Genomic DNA, 13,356 nt, shown 5'->3' on the forward strand with positions numbered 1-13,356 from the left:
ACCATAAAATAATATGAACCTTAAACATTTAATAATGTTAGAAGAAAAGAATGATAACCTGTCAATGATTATAAATAAGACAGATGGAAATGTAGAGAATGTGTCACAAGAAGTGACTCAACCAGAAATTCAAGAAATTGCAGAACCTACAGAAAATTTAGTTTCAGATATGGAAACTGCACCCGAAGCAATTGAAGAAGAAGTTGTAGCAATTGAAGAAGAAGAAAAAGTTATTGCTGATGAAATTGATGAAGCTACTGCTGAAATAATTGAAGAAAGTGCGCCTGAAGTAGAAAATACAATAGAAGTAGAAACTACTGAAGAAGTAACGCCAACAGCTGAAATTGAAGTAGAAAATGAAACAATTGCACACGAAAGCAGTACTGCTATTGAAGCAATTGAAACAGAAAATGCTGCTGAAAATGAAGACGAAACTTTAAAAGAACGTCACGAAATTCCAATGTTGAATTATGAAATTTTGTCTATGGACGAATTAATAGTTGAATTGGAAAAATTGAGTATTGTTGAAAAAGTAATGTCGGTTAAAGACCATATTGAAGAAATTAAAAATTCTTTTCTTGCAAAATACAACCATTTCATAGAAGAGAAAAAAGAAGAATTTATTGCCGAAAATCAAGAAAGTAAAGAAGAATTCAAATATCATTTGCCTTTAAAGTCAAAATTTGACCAATTATATTCTCTTTTTAGAGATAAAAAAAATGCCCATTTCAAGAGTTTACAAAATAATTTAAAAACCAACTTAGAGTTGCGTTTGGCAATAGTTGAAGAATTGAAAGAGCTTATAAATCCTCAGGAAAACATTAAAGATACGCTAAAACACTTTAATGAATTGAGAGAGCGTTGGAAAAATGCAGGTTCCATTCCAAAGGATAAATACAACCACGTTTGGAACAATTATCATTTTCATGTAGAGAATTTTTATGACTATTTGCACTTGGATAGAGAAGCAAGAGATTCGGATTTTAAACACAATTTAGAGCAAAAACAAAAAATTGTTGCCCGCGTTGAAGAGTTGGTTTTGGAAGTAGATATTAATAAAGCTTTCCGTGAATTGCAAGATTTGCATAAAATTTGGAAAGAAGATATTGGTCCTGTTTCAAGAGAACACCGTGAGGAAATTTGGAATCGTTTTAGCGATTTAACCAAACAAATGCACGACAAAAGAGAAGTTTTATTTGAAGCACAAAGAGGAACTGAAAGCGAAAATTTAGCAAGTAAAAATGATATTATTGCTCAAATTGAAGTTTTGGCAACTGAAAAAGTTTCTGTTCACAGCCAATGGCAAGGGCAAATTGATAAAGTTGAAGCCTTGAGAAATGCATTTTTTGCTGCTGGAAAAGTTCCTGCTGATGTAAATGAAAGTACGTGGGCGGCATTTAAAACTGCGGTTCGCAATTTCAATACTTTTAAAAATTCATTTTATAAAGACATCAAGAAAGAGCAACAAGATAATTTGAATAAAAAAACGGAATTAGTAGCGAAAGCAAAAGCACTTCAAACTAGTGAAGATTTTGCAACTACAACGCCGTTAATGAAGCAAATTCAGGAGGAATGGAAATTGATTGGACACGTTCCAAGAAAATATTCTGATGCAATTTGGGGTGAATTTAAAGCTGCTTGTAATCATTATTTTGACATCTTAAAAACACAGAAAACAGAAGTAAATGTTGAAGAAGTAGAAGCTTTTGAAAAAAAGAAAGCCTATTTAGAAACGTTAAGAGAATTTCAATTAATTGGAGAACATAAAGTAGATTTAGATGCTATTAAATTGCATATTGAAAATTGGAAGGGTTTTGGAAAAGTTCCTTTTGCAAGACGTCATATAGAAGGTAAATTCAATAAAATATTGGATGCTTTATTTGAAAAATTAAGTTTAAGCAAAAAGGAAACTGAAATGGTTCGTTTTTCTAACCGTGTAGGAAATTTTTCAGATTCTAATGATAGTCGAAAATTAGAAAATGAAAAGATTTTCTTAATGCGAAAAATTGAGGAAGTTCAAAACGAAATATTCCAATTGGAGAATAATATTCAGTTTTTTGCCAATACAAGAAATGCCAAAAAAGAAAATTCTATAGTTTTAGAAGTTCGTAAAAACATTGCTATTCACAAAGAAAGTTTAGAAGTTTGGAAAGATAAACTGAAACAAATTAGAAGTATAAAAGTTGAATAATTACTTTTAAAATAGTTCATAAAACCTCACAAAATGTGAGGTTTTTTTATGCTTAAAAATGAATAAAAAAATAAAAAAATTACAATTTTTTCGCCTCTTCCTAAAAAATTGAAATATTTGAAAATCATAGATTTTCAATTACAATTTTTTGGCTTCTTCCCAAAAAACATCCATTTCTGCCAAGGTCATATCCATTAATGGTTTTCCTAATTCTCCTGCTTTACTTTCCAGATATTGAAAGCGTTTGATGAACTTTTTATTGGTTCGTTCTAATGCATCCTCAGGATTTACATTCAAGAAACGGGCATAATTTATCATAGAAAATAAAACATCACCAAATTCAGCTTCTATATTTTCCTGATTTCCAGCGGCTACTTCCTCTTGCAATTCTTGTAATTCCTCCTGCACTTTATCCCAAACTTGATGTGGTTCTTCCCAATCAAATCCCACACCTTTCACTTTATCCTGAATTCTACTTGCTTTTACCAAAGCAGGCAAACTTTTCGGAACGCCTTCCAAAACAGACTTTTTGCCTTCTTTTAATTTGAGTTTCTCCCAGTTTTGTTTGACTTCTTCTTCACCTTTTACCACTACATCACTATAAATATGTGGGTGGCGATGGATTAATTTATCACAAATTTCATTACAAACATCGGCAATATCAAAATCACTGGTCTCACTTCCTATTTTTGCATAAAAAACGATGTGCAATAATAAATCACCTAATTCCTTTTTAACTTCATTCAAATCATTATCCAAAATTGCATCTCCTAATTCGTAGGTTTCTTCAATGGTTAAATGGCGTAATGTTTGTAATGTTTGCTTTTTATCCCAAGGACATTTTTCACGCAAATCATTCATAATAGTTAATAATCTATCAAATGCATCGAGTTGGGTTTGTCTTGAATTCATTGCTGTTTAGTTTTTGTAAAATTAAAAAATCCTGTCAAGATAAAAGCACTTGACAGGATTAAATATATGAATTATAAAATAATTTATTCGTTTTCTGCTACTACTTCAGCTTCGGCAGGAACTTCTTTTGAAACCAACCCTTTTGATTGCAACATATTGTACCAATTCAAAATTTTCTTGATATCAGAAGGATATACTCGGTCTTGGTCATAATCAGGTAGTATTTCTAAAAAATAAGTTACTAATTTTGCATTGTCTTCCTTGTGAGAAATCGCAGGTCCATTATCTTCTTTGGTAGCAATCGCCCTCATTATTTCCGTCAATGGTTTTTCCTCAGTATTGGTGTAAACAGAAATTTCTGAAAGCAAACTTACATTACTTTTCAAACCAACGGTTACTTTTTTTCCATCTAACAATGATTCTGCAACAAAACCTGTACGAGTTTGAACTTTTAAAGCAAATAAACCTGGTTTTCCTGCTATTGCTAATATTTTATCTAATGTCATTTTATATTAATTTGATTATTCTTTTATTTGAAATGTATAAATTCTTAAAGTAATTATCTGCCTTTTTTATTGCAAAACTTCATTTTATAGTCTGGACGCGCTTTTCCGTCCATTATGTTTTGGAGCTTTTTCTTAATTAACTGCTTTTTCAATGAGGAAATTAAATCCGTGAATAAAATTCCTTCAATATGATCGTATTCGTGTTGAATAACTCGTGCTATCAAACCCTCAAAAACTTCTGTTTTCATTACAAAATCTTCATCGCAATATTCAATTGTGATTTTTTCATTTCTAAATACATCTTCACGAACATCAGGAATACTAAGACATCCTTCATTAAAACTCCAAATTTCGCCTTCTTCTTTAATCATTTTTGCATTGATAAAAGTACGTTTGAAATTTTTCAAAAGGATTTGTTCTTCCGTTGCTAATTCGTCATCCTCGCCAAAAGCGGTTGTGTCAATCACAAACAAACGAATGCTCATTCCAACCTGAGGCGCAGCAAGTCCAACGCCACATGCATTGTACATAGTTTCGAACATATTAGCGACGGTTTCTTTCAAGTTTGGAAATTCAGAAGTTAGCTCCTCACCCACTTTTCTCAAAACGGGATCGCCATATCCTACAATTGGTAAAATCATTTTATTTGTATTTATATATCTTCTAAATGAGTGCTAAATTAATTTCAAAATAGTATAGTTCGCAAAAATAGCAAAAATAGCTATTGAAATCTGTTATAAAAGAATTAAATTTTATTCAAATCTAGTCCATTTGTACTTTTATTCCATTTGACAATTCTTATCTTTGCAAGTAACCAAATTAATATGCTGAAATTAATAAAAAGATTTATAGTTGGAACTAATTTCACTAATGCTTTAAAAGCAGCAATTTCTGCAATAATTCCTGTTTTGATATTTTCTAAATTAGGATATTTAGAAATGGGTTTAACTATTGCCCTAGGAGCTTTGTTTACTTTACCAAGTGATATTCCTAGTAATCTAAAACATAAGATAAAAGGGATTATTGTAACTGTTTTATTTTTTTCAGCTGCCAACTTTTTAATTAATCTGACCTACCCCTATCCAATTATTTTTTTTCCAACTTTTTGTATTCTAGTTTTTTCGCTTTCTATGCTCGCAGTTTATGGTCAAAGAGCCACGATGGTTGCTTTTTCATCATTATTAATTATATCTATCTCATTTTCTCATATACATTCGGGTTGGGAAATGATTAGACATTCGTTACTATTACTATCAGGAGGCTTATTTTACCTATTAATATCTATACTTTTTTACTATATAAATCCACATCGTTATACTGAATTACAAATCGAAAAATGTATTCATTTAACATCTAAATATTTAAAATTACGAGGCGATTTATGGGAATTAAATTCAGATAGAAAAGAAATTACAAAAAAGCAATTGATTCTTCAAGTTGAACTTAATGAAGTTCATGAAAATATTCGAGAAATTCTCATTAGAAATCGAACAGATTATGGTTCCTCTAATCAAAATAGAAAAATGCTTCTTGCTTTTATTTCTTTGGTAGAAATAATGGAATTAGCTGTTTCAACTTCATTTGACCACAATAAATTACATGAAAAATTTGGCGAACAACCAAAAGTTTTAAAAACCTATCAAAATCTCGCTTATAATCTCGCGAAAAATCTGAAATCTTTATCAAAAAAAATAAGAAATAGGAAAACAAATCCTTCAAAAAATGATTTAAATGATGTTTTGTGTAAATTTGAAATTGCAATAAATGAATATGAAAAAAAATTAGGTAAAAATGCGTCAGAGGGAGTTCTTATGCTTACAAACATGTCACATTATGCAGAAAAACAAGTTGGAAAAATTAAAAACCTAGAGAAAATTTTCACCTCAAATACAAAATTAAAAGATCTAAATGGTAGAGAAATTGAATTTCAAAAATTAATTACAAAAGACTATTATCCTATAAGCACACTTGTCGAAAATTTAAGTTTTTCATCTTTAGCTTTTAGACACTCCTTAAGGATAACTGCTACATTATTAATAGGTTTCATAATAGGAAAATTTCTACCCTTTCAAAATGTTTATTGGATATTACTGACAATTGTAGTGATAATGAAACCTGGTTATGGACTAACTAAAGAACGAACATTTAATCGATTTTTAGGAACAATTATTGGCGGAGTAATTGGTTTTTTAGTTTTATCAACCGGACCAGGTCAACTAATTTTAGGCGGATTAACCATCTTTTTCTTGATTTTAGGATTATCTTTTAATCCATCAAATTATAAAATTGGTACTTTATTTATTACGCTACATGTTATTTTTATTTTTGCCATACTGAATCCAACCGATGGAGATATTGTTTTATACAGAATTCTTGATACTTTCGTTGGTGCATCCCTTGCAATTTTGGCAAATTATTTTTTTTGGCCATTTTGGGAATTTTTAAATACCAATGAAAATATAGAAAACTCAGTTAAAGCAATTAGAGATTATTTATTACAGATTTCGATATTTTATAATAATAAACAAGATATCAATAGCAATTATAGATTAGCCAGAAATAGAGCGTTTATAGAAATTGGGAACCTCATGGCGTCTTTTCAAAGAATGCTTCAAGAACCAAAATCAAAACAAAATAATTTACAGCAGGTTTACAAAATTACGGTTATTAATAACGCAATGCTTTCATCTGCAGCTTCACTTGGTACTTATACTCAAACTCACAAAACTACTGATGCATCCGAATCTTTTAATAGTGTTTTTAATAAAATAATATCAAATTTAGATCAGGCAATTGCTATTTTAAATGGAAATATTGATTTAAAAGAAATAGAAAACTTATCAAATGATAATTTAAATAGCAGTTTTATTGAAATAAAAAAAATACGTGTAAAACAAAAAAGTGAAGAAACCGAACTTGACGAAGAAGACCTTAAGATAAAATTGGAAGAAACACAGATGGTAAAAGAACAATTAATTTGGTTGACTAATTTATCAGCGAATATTGTAAAAACCTCAAAATCATTAATGCAATCATAATTTTGAAAACGAATTATCTTAAATAATCTTGAAGCATTATTGTAGCCGAAATTTCGTCAAGTAAGTCTTTATTTTGGCGTTGTTTCTTATTCAATCCACTATCAATCATTGTTTGAAATGCCATTTTTGATGTAAAACGCTCATCGACCCTAACAACGGGCATTTCGGGGAAAAAACTTTTAAATTTTCTTACAAAAGCTTCAATTATTTCGGTGCTTTGAGACGGCTCGCCATTCATTTGTTTCGGTTCACCAATAAGCACTTTTGATACTTTTTCTTTACTAAAATAATCTTTTAGGAAGTTTATTGTGGTAGCAGATGGAATCGTCGTCAATCCAGATGCGATTATTTGTAATTCATCTGTAACAGCAATTCCAGTTCGTTTTTGTCCATAATCGATGGCTAGAATTCTAGGCATTTTCTTTAATATTTTTACAAATATAAACAAAGAAATTTAACTTTTTTAACCGCTTATGTTTCAGATTTTCATAAATCAATAAAATTCCAAATTTTCCTTTATTGTAAATAAACAAAAAAGTTATCTTTGCTAAAAATCTATAGAAAATGAATGCTTTACAAACGATTATAGAACAAGCTTGGGAAAACCGGGCTTTATTACAGGAAAAAACTACAACCGATGCTATTAGAGAAGTTATCGATTTGCTAGATGAAGGCACTTTGCGTGTTGCTGAACCAAAAGGCACTACTTGGCAAGTGAATGAATGGGTGAAAAAAGCCGTTGTTATGTACTTTCCTATCCAAAAAATGGAAACTTTTGAAGTAGGAATTTTTGAATATCACGATAAAATTCCGTTAAAACGAGGATATGCCGAAAAAGGAATTCGAGTTGTTCCAAGTGCAGTTGCAAGACACGGCGCTTATATTTCTAAAGGTGTGATTTTGATGCCTAGCTATGTAAACATTGGTGCTTACATTGACGAAGGAACTATGGTTGACACTTGGGCAACTGTTGGAAGTTGTGCGCAAATTGGCAAAAATGTTCATTTAAGCGGTGGCGTTGGAATTGGTGGTGTTTTGGAACCTTTGCAAGCTGCTCCAGTAATTATTGAAGATGGTGCGTTTATAGGTTCCAGATGCATTGTTGTGGAAGGCGTTCATGTGGGAAAAGAAGCTGTTTTGGGTGCAAATGTTTGCTTAACTGCTTCAACAAAAATTATTGATGTTACAGGCGAAAACCCTATTGAAATCAAAGGTTTTGTTCCACCTCGTTCAGTAGTAATACCTGGAAGTTACACCAAAAAATTTGCTGCTGGTGATTTTCAAGTTCCATGTGCACTAATTATTGGAACTCGTAAACCATCAACCGATTTAAAAACGAGTTTGAATGATGCTTTGAGAGAATATGATGTAGCCGTTTAATTGAAAAATATTCACTTTTTTAAAAATAATAGCTCCTAAAATGATACTAAATTCTATTAATAAAAAAATAACTTCTTTTTTTAGTTTACCTTTTTTCAATAATAGGCGCTATATCATTTCTTTATGGATGATAATAACTTTAATTTCTGTTATAAAACAATTAATAATTGGAAAATTTAACAATTATAAAATTTATAAAAATGTCTATTTTCATACTATTGAAAAACTGCCTTTATACAAAGAATATCCATTAGAATATTTTGACCACAATCATTATGGGCCGGTTTTTAGCTTAGTAATTGCTCCTTTTGCGCTTCTCCCCGATTATTTAGGATTACCTCTTTGGGGATTATTTAATGCTGGAATATTAGCTTGGGCTATTACACAATTACCCCTAAAATCAACTCAAATAAATGCTGTTTTATGGATTTGTTTTCAAGAACTTCTCACAGCCTTACTTGGCTTACAATTCAATCCGATGTTGACAGCTATTATTATTCTTTCTTTTGTTAACATTGAAAAAAGAAAAGACTTTTGGTCAGCATTTTTTATTGTTTTAGGGCTTTTTGTAAAATTATATGGTATTGTAGGACTGGCATTTTTCTTTTTTTCTAAGAATAAAATCAAGTTTATTTTATCACTTTTATTTTGGAGTATTGTACTTTTTACGCTTCCAATGTTGCTATCATCTCCCGAATATATTATCCAAACATACCAGCAATGGTTTTATGATTTAATAGCAAAAAACAGTGAAAATGTAGGATTAAATTCCTATCAAGACATCTCTTTAATGGGAATGATTCGTCGTATTTTTCAGGATAGTTCGATTTCAAATTTACCTTTTTTAATTGGTGGAATAATTTTATTTGGACTTCAATATTTGAGAATAAAAGAGTTTAAAGAACAATCTTTTAGATTGATGTTATTGGCTTCTGTACTTATATTCACAGTGATTTTTAGTTCGGGATCAGAATCTCCAACTTACATTATTGCTTTTGTTGGTGTAGCAATTTGGTTTGTTATTCAGTCGAAACCTATTTCAAAATTGCACATTGGACTATTTGTTTTAGCGTTAATTCTAACCAGTTTTTCCCCTTCAGATATAATTCCTGAATATTTAAAAGTGAATTATATTCGTCCCTTTGCCTTAAAAGCATTACCTTGTGTGCTTATTTGGGGAGTTATTGTATATGAAATGTTGACCCAAAAATTCAAGAACTATCATTCATTGTCTAATAAAAATAATGAAAATGCATAAAAAAATAGCTGTAGTAATACCTTGTTATAATGAAGCCTTAAATATTCCTAAAATCATTAAAGAAATTGAAGAGGTTTTTGAAACATTAAATTATAACTACGAAATAATTTTGGTAGATGACGGAAGTATCGATAATACAGTAGAAATATTTAAAATTGAATCTGTAAGAAATACTAATGTTAAATTCATTGAATTTTCTAAAAATTTCGGTAAAGATCAAGCTCTAAAAGCCGGAATTGATGCAGCAAATGGGGATGCTTTGGTTACAATTGATGCTGACTTGCAACACCCGCCAACATTAATAAAAGAAATGATTGAAAAATGGGAGGCTGGTTTTGAAATAATTTATGCGTATCGAAAAGAAAACAATCCTGATGCAAGTTTTAAAAACAAAATTGGTTCTAAAGCATTTTATAAAATTGTAAATTATTTGTCTGATATTAATTTAGAAAATGGAATTGCTGATTACAGATTAATTGATAAAAAAGTTATTAATGCGCTCGTTTCAATAGATGAATATGAGTTGTTTTTAAGAGGAATGGTAAAGTGGATTGGCTTTAAGCAAATTGGAATTCCTTACATTCCAGAGCAACGATTTGCAGGAGAAAGTAACTATTCTATAAAATCATTAATGAAATTGGCATTACACGGTATTGTCTCTTTTAGTACTAAACCTTTATATTTATCCATATTTCTTGGGCTTTCATTGGCAGGCTTAGGATTTCTTTTTTATTCTATTTATGTTTTTTACAGCCTTTTTTATCATTTAGCAATTTCAGGATGGGCTTCTGTAATTTTTACAATTGTATTATTTGGAAGTCTAAATTTAATAGTTTTGGGAATCGTAGGGATTTATGTTGGGAAAATTTTCATCCAATCCAAAAACCGACCAAATTATATCATTAAAGATACTAACATAGAAACCAAAAGATGATTTTATTAAGTTTTGATATTGAAGAATTTGATATGCCTTTTGAATTTGGAAAAACGATTAGTTTTGAAGACCAAATTCAAATTTCCATCGAAGGCACAACAGTAATTTTAGATTTATTAGAGAAATACCAAGCAAAAGCAACTTTTTTTAGCACCGTTATTTTTGCATTTAATGCACCCGAAATTATAAAAAGAATTATTAATAATGGGCATGAAATAGCATCACACAGTTATTATCATAGTGATTTCAAGGTAGAACATTTGAAAGAATCAAGAGACAAATTGGAAGAAATCACGAATACGGAAGTCATTGGATTTCGTATGCCAAGAATGCAACCAGTTGATGAAATTGAAATTTTCAAAGCTGGATATGTCTATAATTCCTCTTTAAACCCGACTTATATTCCAGGAAGATATAATAATTTCACAAAACCAAGAACTTATTTTAAGCAAGATGGAGTTTGGCAAATTCCTGCTTCAGTTAGCCCAATTATTCGATTTCCATTGTTTTGGCTGTCATTTCATAATTTGCCTTTGTGTGTGTATAAAATATTGTGTAAAGCAACCCTCAAAAAAGACAAATACCTTAATTTATATTTTCATCCTTGGGAATTTACAAATTTAAACGATAATGAACGTTTTGGATTCCCTCGATATATATCCAAAAATTCTGGGAAACAGATGAAAGATAGATTAGAAAATCTTATTATTTGGATGAAAAAAAAGAATTACCATTTTCATCGCACTAAAGATTTAATTGATTCAATAAAATCTAATTCTGTATGAAAATAGCAGTAATTCAACCTAAAATGATTGGCGATGTACTAATAACCAGTGTTATTTTTGAGGAATTAAGATTAAAATTTCCTGAAGCTACTTTGCATTACATAATAAATAAAAACACATTACCAGTTATTGAAAATAATCCTTTCATTGACAAAGTTATAATTTTGGATCCCAATATTGACAAAGGATTAGCTGGATTTATCTCACAATTAAATCGTATCAGAAATGAAAATTATAATGTCATTATTGATTCCTACGCAAAATTTAAAACTGCCATTTTGTGTAAATTTTCAGGAGCAAAAACCACACTATCTTTCCACAAATCCTATTCTCAATTTTTTTATACCGATACAATTATTAGAAATGAAAACTCTATTTCAACAGCAACTAAAGCAATTGAACACCGTTTACAATTATTAAAACCTTTGGGAATTGATTTTCAAGTAATCAAGCCAAAAATATATTTAACCGCTGCCGAAATTGAAATTGCTACTAAAAATTTAGAACAAAACGGGCTTGATTTAAAACGTCCGATTGTTATGATAAGTGCACTAGGAAGTAGCGAATCGAAAACATATCCTTTGAATTATATGGCGAAAGTGATTGATGAAATTGCAGTCACGAATTCAATTCAAATTTTATTTAACTATATCCCAAATCAAAAAAAAGAAGCATTAGAATTGTTTAAACTTTGTAAAAAAGAAACTCAAGAAAAAATATTTTTTGATTTTTATACTAAAACAGTTCGTGAATTTATGAGTGTTACAAGTCAATGTTCCGCACTTATTGGTAACGAAGGGGGTGCAACTAATATAGCGAAGGCGCTCAATGTTCCAACATTCACTATTTTTTCTCCGTTTATTTTAAAAAATGATTGGAATATGTTTGAAAATGGAACTTCGAATGTTTCGGTGCATATTTCCGATTTCAATCCAACTTCTATTGTAAATAATAAAAATAATGTTTCTGAAATATATCAACTTTTAAATCCAGAACTATTTAATAATTCATTACTTTTATTTCTTAAAAATAACAAACTACAATAGATGATACTAGGGTTTGATGCAAAAAGATTCTTTCATAACAAAACAGGTTTGGGCAATTATAGTCGAGATTTGATTAGGATATTAGCGCACTATTATCCTGATACTACTTACTTATTATACAATCCAAAACCTAAAAAAATAGATAGAATTGCAATTGATGGGAAAATAATTATTGAAAAATTACCTAAAAAAAATAGCGATAAAAAATTTCCTGCTCTTTGGCGTTTATTTAATATAACTTCACAAATTAAAGCTGATAAAGTAGCTGTTTTTCATGGTTTATCTGGTGAAATACCAATTGGATTGAACAAATTAGGAATAAAAACAATTGTTACAATTCATGATTTAATATTTATGAGATATCCTGAATTATATACTTTCTTTGATCGTAAAATTCATTATTATAAATTTAAATACGCAGCAAATAAAGCCGATTTAGTCATCGCAATTAGTGAACAAACCAAAAAAGATATTGTAGAATATTTGAAAATAAACCCCGAAAAAATAAAAGTTATTTATCAAGGTTGTTCGCCCGTTTTTAGAGAAGGTATTTCTAAAGAATTTTTTGAAATTACAAGAACAAAATACAATTTGCCATCAAATTTCATTTTAAATGTTGGAACAATTGAAAAAAGAAAAAATATTCTTTCCGCAATTAAAGCTATTAAAGACATTGACATTCAACTTGTTATAGTTGGTAAAAAAACAGCTTACTTTAATGAAATAAGAGATTATATTTTAGAAAATAAAATGGAAGATAAAATTTTATTTCTAGAAAATGTTGCTCTTACAGAATTGGCCGCAATTTATAGAATGGCGCAAATTTTTATTTATCCCTCAATTTTTGAAGGGTTTGGAATTCCAATTATAGAAGCTTTGTATTCTCGAACACCCGTTATTTCAACAAAAGGAGGTTGTTTTGCAGAAGCAGGAGGAAAAGATTCAATCTATGTTGATTCATTAAATATTCTAGAGATAAGCAATGAAATAAATAATTTATTGAATAACCCTGAAAAACAAGAAATTATGAAAATGAATGGATTTAATTTTGTACAACAGTTTAACGACAGTACAATTGCCAATAATTGGATTGAAACTTACAATGAAGTATTAAGATTATCTTAATCTCTATAAAACAATTTGTATAAATTAATAATACCACAAAAAACGTGATTATATTTGCAACCTATTATTTAAGTAGTAAGTATAATTAAGCGTCGTATTTTGAAATATGTGATTTATTGTAACAGGTTGGATATGCTAACTTTACCCGCATAAAAAGTTAAGAATAAAAACCTTAATTTTA

12 protein-coding genes are annotated in these 13,356 nt (G+C 29.5%); 8 read left to right on the plus strand and 4 right to left on the minus strand.

Going from position 1 to position 13,356, the window contains the following annotated elements; all coding sequences use genetic code 11:
- Nucleotides 1–34 precede the first annotated feature (34 nt).
- The gene (locus tag AC9UEH_RS02225; RefSeq protein ID WP_509528011.1) at nucleotides 35–2,191 is read left to right on the plus strand and encodes a DUF349 domain-containing protein; all 2,157 of its coding nucleotides are present in this window, start codon (nucleotides 35–37) and stop codon (nucleotides 2,189–2,191) included.
- A gap of 138 nt (nucleotides 2,192–2,329) precedes the next feature.
- On the opposite strand, the gene mazG is transcribed toward AC9UEH_RS02225, so the two are convergent.
- The 3 genes from mazG to def all read right to left on the minus strand — a co-directional run bounded on the left by mazG (nucleotide 2,330) and on the right by def (nucleotide 4,250).
- Complete coding sequence (gene mazG, locus AC9UEH_RS02230; RefSeq protein WP_509528013.1) at nucleotides 2,330–3,103, minus strand: nucleoside triphosphate pyrophosphohydrolase; 774 nt, start codon at nucleotides 3,101–3,103, stop codon at nucleotides 2,330–2,332.
- A gap of 83 nt (nucleotides 3,104–3,186) precedes the next feature.
- Complete coding sequence (locus tag AC9UEH_RS02235; protein WP_509528015.1) at nucleotides 3,187–3,609, minus strand: DUF5606 family protein; 423 nt, start codon at nucleotides 3,607–3,609, stop codon at nucleotides 3,187–3,189.
- Nucleotides 3,610–3,662: 53 nt separating this feature from the next.
- Complete coding sequence (gene def / locus AC9UEH_RS02240) at nucleotides 3,663–4,250, minus strand: peptide deformylase (RefSeq protein WP_509528017.1); 588 nt, start codon at nucleotides 4,248–4,250, stop codon at nucleotides 3,663–3,665.
- 183 nt (nucleotides 4,251–4,433) lie between these two features.
- Here def and AC9UEH_RS02245 point away from each other — a divergent pair, with 183 nt between their 5' ends.
- Nucleotides 4,434–6,647 (plus strand): FUSC family protein, encoded by a 2,214-nt coding sequence (locus AC9UEH_RS02245; protein WP_509528019.1) that lies wholly within the window; start codon nucleotides 4,434–4,436, stop codon nucleotides 6,645–6,647.
- A 13-nt stretch (nucleotides 6,648–6,660) separates the two neighbouring features.
- Here AC9UEH_RS02245 and ruvX read toward each other — a convergent pair whose 3' ends face one another.
- Complete coding sequence (gene ruvX / locus AC9UEH_RS02250; protein ID WP_509528021.1) at nucleotides 6,661–7,065, minus strand: Holliday junction resolvase RuvX; 405 nt, start codon at nucleotides 7,063–7,065, stop codon at nucleotides 6,661–6,663.
- Nucleotides 7,066–7,211: 146 nt separating this feature from the next.
- On the opposite strand from ruvX, the gene AC9UEH_RS02255 reads away from it, so the two are divergent.
- From AC9UEH_RS02255 to AC9UEH_RS02280, 6 genes are all read left to right on the plus strand, one after another.
- Nucleotides 7,212–8,027, plus strand: coding sequence for a 2,3,4,5-tetrahydropyridine-2,6-dicarboxylate N-succinyltransferase (locus tag AC9UEH_RS02255; protein WP_509528023.1), 816 nt, complete (start codon nucleotides 7,212–7,214; stop codon nucleotides 8,025–8,027).
- A 127-nt stretch (nucleotides 8,028–8,154) separates the two neighbouring features.
- On the plus strand, nucleotides 8,155–9,285 hold the full coding sequence (locus AC9UEH_RS02260; protein WP_509528025.1) for a glycosyltransferase family 87 protein: 1,131 nt from the start codon (nucleotides 8,155–8,157) through the stop codon (nucleotides 9,283–9,285).
- On the plus strand, nucleotides 9,278–10,219 hold the full coding sequence (locus tag AC9UEH_RS02265; protein ID WP_509528027.1) for a glycosyltransferase family 2 protein: 942 nt from the start codon (nucleotides 9,278–9,280) through the stop codon (nucleotides 10,217–10,219). The genes AC9UEH_RS02260 and AC9UEH_RS02265 overlap by 8 nt, the downstream gene beginning before the upstream one ends.
- Nucleotides 10,216–11,004 (plus strand): polysaccharide deacetylase family protein, encoded by a 789-nt coding sequence (locus AC9UEH_RS02270; RefSeq protein WP_509528028.1) that lies wholly within the window; start codon nucleotides 10,216–10,218, stop codon nucleotides 11,002–11,004. The genes AC9UEH_RS02265 and AC9UEH_RS02270 overlap by 4 nt, the downstream gene beginning before the upstream one ends.
- Complete coding sequence (locus AC9UEH_RS02275; protein ID WP_509528030.1) at nucleotides 11,001–12,050, plus strand: glycosyltransferase family 9 protein; 1,050 nt, start codon at nucleotides 11,001–11,003, stop codon at nucleotides 12,048–12,050. Before AC9UEH_RS02270 ends, AC9UEH_RS02275 begins: the two co-directional genes overlap by 4 nt.
- Complete coding sequence (locus tag AC9UEH_RS02280) at nucleotides 12,051–13,175, plus strand: glycosyltransferase family 4 protein (protein ID WP_509528031.1); 1,125 nt, start codon at nucleotides 12,051–12,053, stop codon at nucleotides 13,173–13,175.
- Nucleotides 13,176–13,356: the final 181 nt, after the last annotated feature.

Origin of the sequence: Flavobacterium sp., assembly GCF_040402835.1 — a bacterium.
Classification (GTDB): Bacteria; Bacteroidota; Bacteroidia; order Flavobacteriales; family Flavobacteriaceae; genus Flavobacterium.

What these genes read in the sequence shown, in the direction of transcription:
- AC9UEH_RS02225 (WP_509528011.1), top strand. Translation starts at nt 35, where the DNA reads ATGTTAGAAGAAAAGAATGATAACCTGTCAATGATTATAAATAAGACA.
- mazG (WP_509528013.1), bottom strand. Translation starts at nt 3,103, where the DNA reads ATGAATTCAAGACAAACCCAACTCGATGCATTTGATAGATTATTAACT.
- AC9UEH_RS02235 (WP_509528015.1), bottom strand. Translation starts at nt 3,609, where the DNA reads ATGACATTAGATAAAATATTAGCAATAGCAGGAAAACCAGGTTTATTT.
- def (WP_509528017.1), bottom strand. Translation starts at nt 4,250, where the DNA reads ATGATTTTACCAATTGTAGGATATGGCGATCCCGTTTTGAGAAAAGTG.
- AC9UEH_RS02245 (WP_509528019.1), top strand. Translation starts at nt 4,434, where the DNA reads ATGCTGAAATTAATAAAAAGATTTATAGTTGGAACTAATTTCACTAAT.
- ruvX (WP_509528021.1), bottom strand. Translation starts at nt 7,065, where the DNA reads ATGCCTAGAATTCTAGCCATCGATTATGGACAAAAACGAACTGGAATT.
- AC9UEH_RS02255 (WP_509528023.1), top strand. Translation starts at nt 7,212, where the DNA reads ATGAATGCTTTACAAACGATTATAGAACAAGCTTGGGAAAACCGGGCT.
- AC9UEH_RS02260 (WP_509528025.1), top strand. Translation starts at nt 8,155, where the DNA reads ATGATAATAACTTTAATTTCTGTTATAAAACAATTAATAATTGGAAAA.
- AC9UEH_RS02265 (WP_509528027.1), top strand. Translation starts at nt 9,278, where the DNA reads ATGCATAAAAAAATAGCTGTAGTAATACCTTGTTATAATGAAGCCTTA.
- AC9UEH_RS02270 (WP_509528028.1), top strand. Translation starts at nt 10,216, where the DNA reads ATGATTTTATTAAGTTTTGATATTGAAGAATTTGATATGCCTTTTGAA.
- AC9UEH_RS02275 (WP_509528030.1), top strand. Translation starts at nt 11,001, where the DNA reads ATGAAAATAGCAGTAATTCAACCTAAAATGATTGGCGATGTACTAATA.
- AC9UEH_RS02280 (WP_509528031.1), top strand. Translation starts at nt 12,051, where the DNA reads ATGATACTAGGGTTTGATGCAAAAAGATTCTTTCATAACAAAACAGGT.